Source organism: Bacteroidota bacterium (assembly GCA_016721765.1).
GTDB lineage: Bacteria > Bacteroidota > Bacteroidia > UBA4408 > UBA4408 > UBA4408.
Genome location: JADKHO010000001.1, coordinates 1200484 through 1212240, shown reverse-complemented (window position 1 = coordinate 1212240; position 11757 = coordinate 1200484). Strand labels below are relative to the sequence as shown.

Annotated in this window: 9 protein-coding genes; 6 read left to right on the top strand and 3 right to left on the bottom strand. The window is 36.8% G+C overall.

The window, feature by feature from the left end; all coding sequences use genetic code 11:
- Positions 1-410: 410 nt before the first annotated feature.
- Positions 411-3131 (bottom strand): T9SS type A sorting domain-containing protein, encoded by a 2721-nt coding sequence (locus IPP32_04280; protein MBL0047299.1) that lies wholly within the window; start codon positions 3129-3131, stop codon positions 411-413.
- 197 nt (positions 3132-3328) lie between these two features.
- On the opposite strand from IPP32_04280, the gene IPP32_04275 reads away from it, so the two are divergent.
- The 3 genes from IPP32_04275 to IPP32_04265 all read left to right on the top strand — a co-directional run bounded on the left by IPP32_04275 (position 3329) and on the right by IPP32_04265 (position 7195).
- Positions 3329-4342, top strand: a complete 1014-nt coding sequence (locus IPP32_04275; protein ID MBL0047298.1) for a PorP/SprF family type IX secretion system membrane protein — start codon at positions 3329-3331, stop codon at positions 4340-4342.
- Positions 4343-4358: 16 nt separating this feature from the next.
- Positions 4359-6317: a PD40 domain-containing protein gene (locus tag IPP32_04270; protein ID MBL0047297.1), complete on the top strand. Its 1959-nt coding sequence runs from the start codon at positions 4359-4361 to the stop codon at positions 6315-6317.
- A gap of 161 nt (positions 6318-6478) precedes the next feature.
- A complete protein-coding gene (locus tag IPP32_04265; GenBank protein ID MBL0047296.1) occupies positions 6479-7195 on the top strand; it encodes a DUF4476 domain-containing protein in 717 nt (238 codons plus the stop codon).
- Between the two features lie 72 nt (positions 7196-7267).
- On the opposite strand, the gene IPP32_04260 is transcribed toward IPP32_04265, so the two are convergent.
- Positions 7268-7888: a T9SS type A sorting domain-containing protein gene (locus IPP32_04260; protein ID MBL0047295.1), complete on the bottom strand. Its 621-nt coding sequence runs from the start codon at positions 7886-7888 to the stop codon at positions 7268-7270.
- 97 nt (positions 7889-7985) lie between these two features.
- Positions 7986-8351 (bottom strand): MerR family transcriptional regulator, encoded by a 366-nt coding sequence (locus IPP32_04255; protein MBL0047294.1) that lies wholly within the window; start codon positions 8349-8351, stop codon positions 7986-7988.
- A 106-nt stretch (positions 8352-8457) separates the two neighbouring features.
- On the opposite strand from IPP32_04255, the gene IPP32_04250 reads away from it, so the two are divergent.
- The 3 genes from IPP32_04250 to IPP32_04240 all read left to right on the top strand — a co-directional run bounded on the left by IPP32_04250 (position 8458) and on the right by IPP32_04240 (position 11749).
- Positions 8458-9438 (top strand): NAD-dependent epimerase/dehydratase family protein, encoded by a 981-nt coding sequence (locus IPP32_04250; protein MBL0047293.1) that lies wholly within the window; start codon positions 8458-8460, stop codon positions 9436-9438.
- The gene (locus IPP32_04245; GenBank protein MBL0047292.1) at positions 9435-9917 is read left to right on the top strand and encodes a hypothetical protein; all 483 of its coding nucleotides are present in this window, start codon (positions 9435-9437) and stop codon (positions 9915-9917) included. The genes IPP32_04250 and IPP32_04245 overlap by 4 nt, the downstream gene beginning before the upstream one ends.
- Before the next feature lie 107 nt (positions 9918-10024).
- Positions 10025-11749: a T9SS type A sorting domain-containing protein gene (locus IPP32_04240; protein ID MBL0047291.1), complete on the top strand. Its 1725-nt coding sequence runs from the start codon at positions 10025-10027 to the stop codon at positions 11747-11749.
- The last annotated feature ends 8 nt before the right edge of the window (positions 11750-11757 follow it).

Below are 11757 nucleotides of genomic sequence, written 5' to 3'. Positions count from 1 at the left end.
ATAAAATGTTTTGCGCGTAAGTATTTCCATTAAAACTTAAAAGAACTTCGAGTTTTAACTAATATTATTTTGTAAAATGGTAAGATTCACAAGTTTAAGTAATTTAAGCTTTTTTAACAAGGATAATTATCAAGTATTTTTATTTAATCGAATCTTCTTCGATGAAATGTCGAATTATTTGCTCCAATAACATTTCATTTCAAATGATTACGAAATCGAAAAATACTTAACAAGTTTAAGCATTATAAAAAAGTTAGATTTTACTCAAAAAATAACTTATGAAAATGCAACTGTTAATTTCCTTAACCGTTTACTTTAAAAAGGTGAGATGTATTAATTTTAAAGGGATGGAAGTGTTTGTGAAGAAATCAATTTAGACACATTATTTTATTAACAAAATCTAAAATAATTTATTCAATTACAAGCTTTTTGCTGATTGATTTATCGGAAAAATAACCAACCACGTAATAGACACCTTTGGGTAAATCAGCGTTCGGATTTATTGCCTTTGCAACCTGTCCATTATCACTTGTAATAACAACTTTTGAGTAAACCATATTCCCAAAAATATCTAATAATACAATTAAGAATTCTTCTCGATTTCCAGCCTTCACACTAACATTAATATTTCCTACATCGGTAGGATTGGGATAAACATTCATTTCCAAATTTCTCTCCTCTTCATTTTTCACTGCGGTAATATTAATGGAGGAAATAACAATATCATCAAGGTGTAAATCGTAATCGTTTGTATTATCAATACTTCCATCACATGCAACAAATGCAATCTTCACTTCTTGTCCGGAATACGCAGAGAGCGAAATCGTTTTTTGTGTAAGAATATTATTTAATCCCGACGAAGAAGTAAGCGTCATCAAGTTCGTCCAAGTCGCTCCACAATCAGTCGAAATTTTTACAAATAGGGCATCATCTGATCCCATAGTGTCGCTTTGATTTACGGAGTTGTAGTTTGTAACTGCAACTGAAAATTTCAAATTAGAGTTATTCTCAATATTCAAATTATCACTCATCATCCATTCGAATGCCGTGTTCGAAAATAAATTTACTCGAGCAGATACATTTCCAATTCCTCCTAAATTGTTTTGTGAAACCCAATTCGAAGAAGTACCTCCTGGAATTGCTCCTGTTGCCTCATGCCAAACAACTGCTGTATTTGACAAATTATTCCCTGAGTATCCACTAAAATTGACCGATTGCGGCAAACTTGCAGCAACAGTTGTACTGCGCTTTTGAGCTGGCATTGCATCGTTCTGGATATCCCCATCACCGGCAACAGAAGCACTTGCTAAAAAAGTGTAATTGCCGGTTGTTGACATGTTATATGAATTGCTAACCACAATATTCATACTCGTAAAGGGAGCCAGAGTACCTGAATTAACAAGCTTTGCCGGAAATATTATTGGATTAACGCCAACTACATTACTTGAAAGAGTTAACGGATTAGATGCAAAATTTAACGTGTTAGAACCAAAATTTTTAATCTTTACAACAACTTGTTCGGCACTACTAAAACAACTTCCTTGTTGAGGTGAAACCAACTCAACAGCTCCCACATTTATGGGAAGTGGTGCTACAATATTTACTAAATAGTCCTCTGTTTCGCCCCAGGAGTATGCGCTGCAAGGTGAATTATTAGCCGAACCCCCCTCAATTAAAACAACCCGCATACGGGTAAATCCTATACTTGAATTTAAAGGAATTTCAACAGCGCCGCTTACTGTATTATTTCCTGCACCGGCATCGGTTTGTGCATTAAAAGCACGCTCGCTATAGGCATCAAAAACACCATCACGATTGTAATCTATAAATACATTGACCCAACAAGGATAAAACGTTCCATAACTAATTTGTGATACCGAAAGTGGGTAATTGCTGCCTTGACTTACTGTAATTGCCGGAAGGTTTGTATAATCGGTGTACGTATGTGTTGCAGCCGGATTATTTGTTACCGGATTTGCACTTCCATTTGAATGAGAAGCAAAACTTACATTGCCAATATCATCATCATTCACATTTGTTGCGCCCGAATTGCAATAACAATTTATCCATTTTTTTAGCTTAATCTGTTTGGCTGCTGATACCGTCGAAGCTCCACCACAACTCAACTCACAACGATAATACATTTTGGTAGTTTGCGTGCTGGTAAGGGATGCATTAGTTGCTCCGTTAATTGCACTAAAGTTAATGTTATCTGCAGAGGATTGCCACTGATAGGTTTGTCCCATACCTGCAGTATTTCCAGTTAAGGTTAGATTGAATGCCTCCCCAAGGCAAACCGAATCGAGCAAGCATTGCGTTGTCCCTGCAACCGGAGGATTGGTGCAAGGAGTAAAAGATTGCGGTGTCCAAGTATACATTAATCCACTTTGAGGAAAACAAGTGGTTGAAATGCTGGATGTCGCCGCATTTGATGCACCAACTGAACTGCTATTCCAATCGCTTGAAACATTTCTGTTCGAAAAATCAGTATTGTCTGAACCCCTTAAACCAACTTCACACGTTCCCGGACTTGCACCACTCATTGTAAATGCTCCGTACACAAAAGAAATTGCGTTTGTTCCCTCTGTCAATTTAATTTGAAAGGTATACACCGGGTTAGCTCCCAGTGAGGTTCCTCTCCAATTTAAAAATTGAATGGTAAAAACCCTGCTTCCAACAGCTCCGGTTACTTCGGTACGCATTTCACCGCAAGGTGCAATTACCCTAGGTTTTAATGCACGCCCAAACGCTGAAGCCACACCATCAATTATTCCCGATCCGGAAAGATTTGTTCCGTGTGAAATAGGATTTGTTTCTGAAACCAAAGGTTGACCTGTGCCAAACCAAATAAATCCATTCGAGTTAATTCCAACAGAAGTATAGGTTGCACCTTTAAAAACAAAATTGAATCCAATTACTTGATTGAGATAGTTTTGATCGGATGCAGGCGGACATCCAACATTAGAACGCACCAAATTGCCCCCTGTGAGCGTTGTAAAAGTTCCAATCGATTGTGAAAAGGAATAGGAACTAACTTGCGCTTTAGTTGAAAATGGGTGAATCAGGAATAGCGATAACAGGAAGGACAGCGTCCTCATCCAATTAGCCATGCCTTCCCCCTGCGCTTTCATCGTTTCTATCTTTTGATTCAACTTTTACTTTTGACTTAACCTGTTTGTTCCTCTTACGAAAGAAATGGCAAATGGTTTTATGTTTTTATCAAACGCTTGTCCCATTCTGCGAATATAACTCTTAGGCTTAAATATTGGGAAAAATGAATAAACTTTTTCCGCCGAACGAAATTCAATTTTTCCATTAACTTTGTTTTATGTTGAAAAAAACAATCCTTCCTTTACTTTTGCTGCTGATAGCTAGGGTACATGCTCAGGACATACACTTTTCACAATTTTATAATTCCCCGCAAAATCTTAACCCTGCTTTAAGCGGATGTTTTGACGGAGATTACCGCATTGCTGCCAATCATAAAAACCAATGGCGTACCGTTCCTGTGGGGTATAAAACGTATAGCATTTCAGCGGATGCAAAATTGCCCCTGGGCTTAAAAAAGGACATTATTGGCGCCGGAATAATTCTCAACAACGACAAATCCGGCGATGCTGCTTTTATAACAAATCAATTAGGAGTTTCCCTCGCTTATATTAAAAGACTAAATGCCGATTCCACTTCCTTTTTATCCATTGGCGTTCAACCCAATTTTGTTTCTAAAAGTTTTAACCTCAACAAACTTACATTTGACAATCAATTTAGCGACGGAACTTACAATGCCAATATCGGTAGCAATGAAAATTTTACGACACGTAAAATAAATTATTTTGATTTGACCGCAGGTGTAAATTTTCTTCAAAAAATAGGCAAACACAGCAGTGCTAACTTTGGCTTTTCTTATGCCCATTTTAAAAAGCAAAATACGAGTTTTTATTCCGACAAATCAGTTGTTACAAATCCAAAATATACTGCACACGCCAGCTTAGTTTTAGGACTTAGTGATAATTTTGAGTTTATTCCTGTTGCGTTGTACCAGATACAAAATAAAAATAAAGAAATTGTTACCGGCACATTGGCTCGTTTTATTTTTGAAAGTAAGCCCGACAAATTAAGGGCTTTTTCTATAGGCGCTTTTATGCGTTTAAAGGATGCTTTTATTGTAGATGCGCAATTGGACTATAACCACTTTAAATTTGGATTAAGTTATGACATTACTACCTCTGATTTCAAGAAGGCCAATAGTGGACTTGGTGGATTTGAGCTCTCTTTGGTTTATGTTATGAAGCGATTCATTAAGGTTCATTCTAATAAAGTCATTTGTCCTGTTTTTTTATAAGATGCAACAGTTAAAAGTGTTTCGTATACTATCTTTACTGTTTATCTTGTTAATCTGCTCAAAAGTTAGTGCTCAAAATACACAACGCTATCTTCTCGAAGGGGATGAATACCTTGCCAAAGGCGATGTGTATAACGCTTCCCTCAATTATGGCAAATACCTTCAAGTAGATTCGCTCGATAAGGAAGCTCTTAATAAATATGCGGAGAGTTTACGACTGCTTTTAGATTACAAAAAGGCCAAAGTGGTTTACCTTAAATTATATAAACGCGACCGAGGAGTTACCTTCCCTGAAAGCATGTTTTGGTTAGCAATGGTTCACAAAAATCTTGGAGAATATGAAGAAGCAAAAATTCTTTTTGAAAAATACAACAAACGTTTTAAAAAGAAAGGAACTTATACTGCACTAAAATCTCAACTCGAAGCAGATGCTTGTACTTGGGCACAAAACGAAATCCGCAAAAACAAACAAGTACGCATTCAGCATCTCGACACTACTATTAATAGCTCTTTTAGTGAATTTGGGGCGCTCGAAAGAGACTCCAATTTGTATTTTGCCAGCTCAAAAGAAAATCTCAAACATGTAAAAAAATCAACTCCACACACCCAGGTCTTGTGTTGGGATTCCAAATTAAATCAACTAAAATCGGTTGACACTCTTTTTAATTTAGCTGCTGTAAATAATGGGAATCTAAGCTTTTCAGCTGATGGCAAAACATGTTATTTTACCCGTTGCCAAAACATTTCACCTACTGAAAACCGCTGTGCTATTTATGTCACCACAAAAAAAAATGGGAGCTGGAGTGTAGCTCAAAAATTAAATGATACGATTAATCAACCCGAATATACTAGCACACATCCCTGCATTGCAAAAGTTGACTCAGTAGGAACGGTACTTTATTATTCGAGTAACCGAAAAGGTGGAGAAGGTAACATGGATTTGTGGGCATGTAAAATAGCACCTAATGGAAAGTATGGAGTTCCTTATAATTTAGGAAAAACCATTAATTCAATGGACAACGAAATAACTCCCTATTTTAATGTATCCACACAAACACTTTATTTTAGTAGCGACTGGCACAAAGGTTTTGGAGGATTTGATATTTTTAAAACCTTTCGAAAAAATCGTGCATACACAACTCCTGAAAATTTAGGCTATCCGTTGAATTCATCTTATAATGACTTGTATTTTTCAACCAATTCATCCGAATCAAAATCCTATTTTTCATCCAATCGAGAAGGCTCTTATTTCGATAAATTTCAAAATTGTTGCAACGATATTTATGCTGTTACAGAGGTTAAAAAAGACAGTATAATTAAGGCTTTGCCAACACCCGTTATTGCGGTTGCCAAAAAAGATACCGTAATTAAAATAGTAAACGAATTAAAACTATTGGTTCCATTAACCTTGTATTTCGATAATGACGAACCCGACAACAAAACGCTGGCAATTACCACCAACAAAGATTACAATACTACATTTACAAGCTATATAAAAGAAATTGAAAACTACAAAACAAATTTTTCAAAAGGATTAAAAGGCGAAAAAAAATCGGATGCAGAAACTGAAATTGAGGCTGTATTTGGCGATTCTATTGAATTTGGAATGCAACAATTAGAAAAATTCTCAAAACTTTTATCAAAGATACTACCGGAAGGCGAGCATGTGAAAATTACCTTAAAAGGCTATTGCAGTGCATTAGCATCCACTGACTACAATAAAAATTTAGCCAAAAGACGTATCTCTTGTTTGCGCAATTATTTTGCAAACTACAACAATGGCGAGCTTCAACCTTACATACTTTCCTTCGAAAATAAAACAACAAACAAAGGAAGCATTGAATTTACAGAAGTTGAAATTGGAGAATTGAATGCCGGTGCGAACGACGATCTAACGAATAAACGACTCTCTGTTTACAGCCCTCAGGCAGCCTTAGAACGTAAGATTCAGATTATTGCTATATCCTCCAAATAAAAATAATATCCTGCTCAAATAGCGCGAGACATCATCCTAATCTACAATAAAAGCGGTTTTCATTTTTTACTTTTCAAGTAGGAATGAGTTTGGCATAGCCCTTGTATACCTTCAATCAAACTAACACCGCAACTGCGGAAAAAAGAAAGGAGAAACAAATTATGAAAAAACTTATCGCACTCAGCGCAATTTGCTTTCTAATAAGCACAAGCATCTTTGCTCAAGCATCATCCAGCCTTAATTTAAGAATGCTCAACCGAAGCCAATTTAGCTTCAACCTCGATGGCATGAATTACCCAATAGCACAAAGCCAACATCTCGAAAACCTAAGACCAGGAAAACATTTTTTATCTGTTTCCACTACGCAATGGCGTCACCACGGATTTGTGACCAAAGTAGTTTATCGCGGATCTGTTTACATAGAACCTTGCACCGAAACATTTATTAGTATAACAAATGGTGCTTTACTGGTAGATAATGTGGTGGCGCTTTATCCACAAAACAACCATTGGAATTCGAATGGCTTTGCTCATCAACAAAACCATAATTATCAAGGTCAATACGGAGCAAACACAAACCAATATGCTCCTTGTGAAATGAGCGATTACGAGTTCTCAAATTTATTAAGAAGCTTGAATAATGCCTCTTTTGAGAGTACCAAACTCAGTATAGCAAATACCGTTTTGCATAACAATTTTTTTACGACTAATCAGGTAAGACAAATCCTGGAACAATTTTCTTTTGAAAGCACTAAATTGGATTTCGCAAAATCAGCTTATTCGAAAACCATTGATAAAAATAATTACTACAGTTTAAGCGATTCCTTTTCTTTCAACAGCAGTACAATTGCACTGAACAACTTTATCGTTTCGAGGTAACCGTTAATGCAATTAAACAAAAAAGGCAGGAATAACCTGCCTTTTTTGTTTATCGATTTTACTCCATTTAAATTAGCGAATAATTTTAAATGTCACAGGATGCTTATCCACGAATGCAATTCCAACATAAACACCCGATGCTAAATCACTCAATCGAATAACGGAACTTGGTGATCTAAACTCATTATAATAAACCAAATTTCCAAACAAGTTGTATATTTTAATCTCATTAATCGTGCTTTGAGTTTCCTGAGTTTTAACTAAAAAATATCCCGGTTCATTGACAAGAGGTGTCACCGAAAATGTTAAAGCGTGCGCCGGCGAAAAAACACCAGTGTTTAAAGCTGTCCATGTGTAAGTAGTTAAGGTGTTTTTCCGATTCACACAATTGTCACTGGTCACCGAAAAAAACAAATTGTTTCCAGTTACACTATAGCTATAAAAACCTGTATCGGTGCAAAGTGCAGTTCCCGATAAATCATAAATATAAAAAGCACCATTTGCTCCCTGATAAACGCTTAATGGAGAATATGCCGACCCTCCAGTAGAATAACTAAGTGTATCCGCACCAAAACGAAACCATAAGTTAGGGCTGGATGGTTTTGTTCCAAGCCATGATGTAAAGCTTAAGTTTTGAGCCTTACCAAAAAGAGAAGCAAATAGAAGCGAGATAATTAGAAAAGCCCCTTTCATTCGATTTTTTTGTGATAAAACTACATCCGCTTTACTAAACCTCAAATGATTTAAATCATTGCTCTTCTACCTGTAAGCCAGAGTGCAGTATTGAACCCTAACAATCGTTAAGCTCAACCTCTGATTTCAGAACTGCTATTTGCTTCTTCACGTTCTTTAATTGCTTTATTTTTTCATCAATAGAACTAAGTTTCTCATCTAAAATCTTAAGCTTTCTTTCCTTATTGATGCGTTTGTTAAACCAGGCATCTATCAATTTTTTTATTTCTGACAAGGTAAAGCCAACCGATTTTGCATCGTTTATTAATTCAAGTTTATATACGATGTCTTCGTCGTAATAATTATAATTATTGCTTTTATTCTCCGGTTTTCTCTTCCCTTTGAACAGACCATACTTTTCATAAAAGCGTATGGTATGTATTGGGATACCTGTTTGCTTGGATAATTGATTTATGAGTAACAAGAAAACCAGATTAAATGTTGAAAACTATTTCTCAACTATAAAGTATACTTCATAGTTCACGGATACAAATATACTGTATATCTTTGCACAAAATGAAACGCAAGAAATGAAATATTTTATAACCGGGGCAACTGGATTTGTGGGGGGTGAATTAGCGAAACAACTGATTGCTAAAAAACACACATTAATTGCGTTAGTACGAAATCCCGAAAAGGCCGAAAACCTTAGGCAGCTTGGAGTAAGCGTTGTAAAAGGCGATGTGAGCGACAAGGAAAGTATGCGCATTCCAATGACGGGCTGCGATGGAGTTTTTCATGTTGCGGGCTGGTATAAAGTAGGTGCAAAAGACAAAACTCCGGGTCAAAAAATAAATATTGATGGAACTCGAAATGTGCTGGAATTAATGCAGGAGCTTAACATACCAAAAGGTGTTTATACCAGCACGCTTGCTATTAATTCGGATTCGCATGGAATTACTTATGATGAAACCTTTGAATTCAACGGAAAACACATTAGTGAATACGACCGCTCAAAAGCCAAAGCGCATGAAATTGCTCAACAGTTTATTAAGCAGGGATTGCCCTTAGTAATTTTAATGCCGGGTTTAATTTATGGCCCAAATGGAACAAGTATGAGCGATGATGCCCTGCGCCTTTATTTACAAAAGAAACTGCCCATTATTCCATCTAAAGCGGCATATAGTTGGGCACATGTTGAAGATATTGCACACGCACATATTTTAGCAATGGAGAAAGGCGCTAAAGGTGTTACTTATATGGTGAGTGGACCCAATCATACACTGGTAAATGCTTTTGACATTGCACAACAGATTACGGGCATAAAAAAGCCGATGGCGGTGCCGCCAATTTTGTTAAAAATTACAGCGGCTATTGTTCAATTAATTGAAGGCATTCTTCCTATACCTGAAATGTATTCCTCTGAAGCCCTCCGTGTGCAGGCCGGAGTCACTTACCTTGGGAACAATGCCAAGGCTAAAAAAGAACTTGGATATGAACCTCGCTCCTTAGAACAAGGATTAAAGCAAACATTAGAATATGAACTTGGTCAAATAACAAGAAAAAAATGACAGCAATAACTCATTACTTTATGTCGGAAAGGCAAGAAAGTTTGCTCTTTATACTCCTGGGTGCGCTAGCCATAGTGATTGCACTGTTATTTATAAGTTACATCCACAAACCGTTTTATTCCGGAATTGCATATGCCATAGCTGCAATTGCTTTGATACAACTAATAGTTGGAACTACAGTGTATATACGCAGCCCCAAAGACATAGCACGCGTTGAGAATTTTATTCAAAATGAACCTGCAAAAATCCAAAACATTGAAATTCCTCGAATGCACGCAGTGATGAAAAATTTTGAACTGTATAAGTATATTGAATTAGCGCTTATTTTAATTGGAATAGTTTGCTTTCTCTTCCTAAAAAACAATCTTATCCAAGGTATTGGATTAGGTCTGATTATCCAGTCAAGTATTATGCTTCTGCTTGATTTTGCTGCTGAAACCCGAGGAGCTACCTACCTTCTATTTTTACAAAATCTATAATCGCTCACAAAAAATTGTTTCTTAAAACCAACCTTTTTCTATAAGTCTACGTAGAATTTTGATATTTAGGTGAATAGACCTTACATTTAGGCTTAAATTATCAACTTATGAAACTACTACTCCACACATCTCTATCTTTCATGCTAGGATTAACAGCACTTTCTACGCATGCTCAATCCACAATCCTTTGGCACCGCAGTTACGATTCCGGAACAAGTGATGAAGGGAAACACGTATCGGTTAACAGTCAAGGCAGCGTTTTTGTGGCCGGATTAAATACTTTTGGAAACTCCCAAAATGTTTTATCACTTAAATACGACAGTACCGGAACACTTGTATTTGCTTATAAATGCAGTCCTGAATTACCCGGAAATTTGGTTAAAATAGAGCGTGCTGTGAATGCTAATATTTATGCCCTCTCATCGGTGGCATTAAGCGGTGGGGATAATGCCTATTCTATTTCTAAGTATACCCCAAGTGCAACATTTAGATTTCAGTATAATTCTGGAGACAGTATAAATTACCGCTTCCTTCCTGTAGATATTGCGGTTGATGTTGCCGAAAATGTTTTAGTTGCAGGAACCTTTGAAGAATATGTAAATCAAAGCAAATCAGGTTTTTTCATAAAACAAATTTCTTCCACCGGAACCGATAAATGGACAAAAACCTACACCGGCACAGGAATTACTCAATTAACGGATATGGTAATCGACAATAACAGCAATGTGTATGTATGTGGTGTACAAGGATTGACTGCATCGGCAGGCGATTTTGTATTGCAAAAATACAATGCAAACGGCGTGTTACAATGGACTAAAACATACAACGGCACAGCCAATTTGCTTGATAAATGCGAAAAAATTGCAGTCGATAAGGTAACCGGAAATGTGTATGTAAGCGGAACTACCAATTACAATGGTTCAGCTGCACAAAGTGACAATGCCTTAGTGAAATACAATTCGGCAGGAGTTCGGCAATGGCAAAAAATATATGGACACACCGGAAAAAATAGTGCTTTGGAAATTTTATTTGATGCAACAGGAAATGCCTACGTGGTAGGAAATGCGCTTGATGTAAATAATTCATCCGGAAGCCAACCCAACCGCATTTTCACGGTAAAGTTTTCCTCAGGAGGTACACAACAATGGATTAAAATTCACAACAACGGAAACTATATTCACGAATATGCAAAATCCGCAGTAAGCGATAATTCCGGAAATATTTATGTGGGTGCTGAAGTAAAAGACTCTGCTTCCTTTGTGAGCGATATGCTTGCCTACAAATTAAGCAATGCCGGGGTAAAGCGCTGGGAACAGCGTGGGGATGGACTTGCGGGTGAAAATGATTTTGTATCGGCAATCGTGAAAGACAATTTGAACAATGTATATGTAACCGGGAGAAATGGAAATGCCAGTTACGATGTGCGCACCACTCGAATAGCTGATAAATTGGTGACTTGTGGCGCTGGGTTTACTCAAATTTGTTATTTAAATAAAACCCGTTGTGTGGCAACTGCCGATTTAGCTACCTACACTTCAAAAGGCGCAACACTAGGTGCATGCATTGGCTTGAGAAAATCGGATGATGAACCTTCAACACTTTTTGAAAGCAGCGTTTATCCTAATCCTTCGGCATCAACCTTCACTTTGATTTTGGAGGAAAATTTGTCTGCTGAAATTTCTTTGATCGATTTAACCGGACGAGAACTGCTGCACGAAAAAAATGTGCCCGCTAAGTTTGTTTTCGGAAACGAATTAACTAAAGGAATTTATTTACTAAAAATCACTACTCCTTCTGAATCCAAAATTGTGAAATTAATAAAAAGTGAATAGCTTTTAAT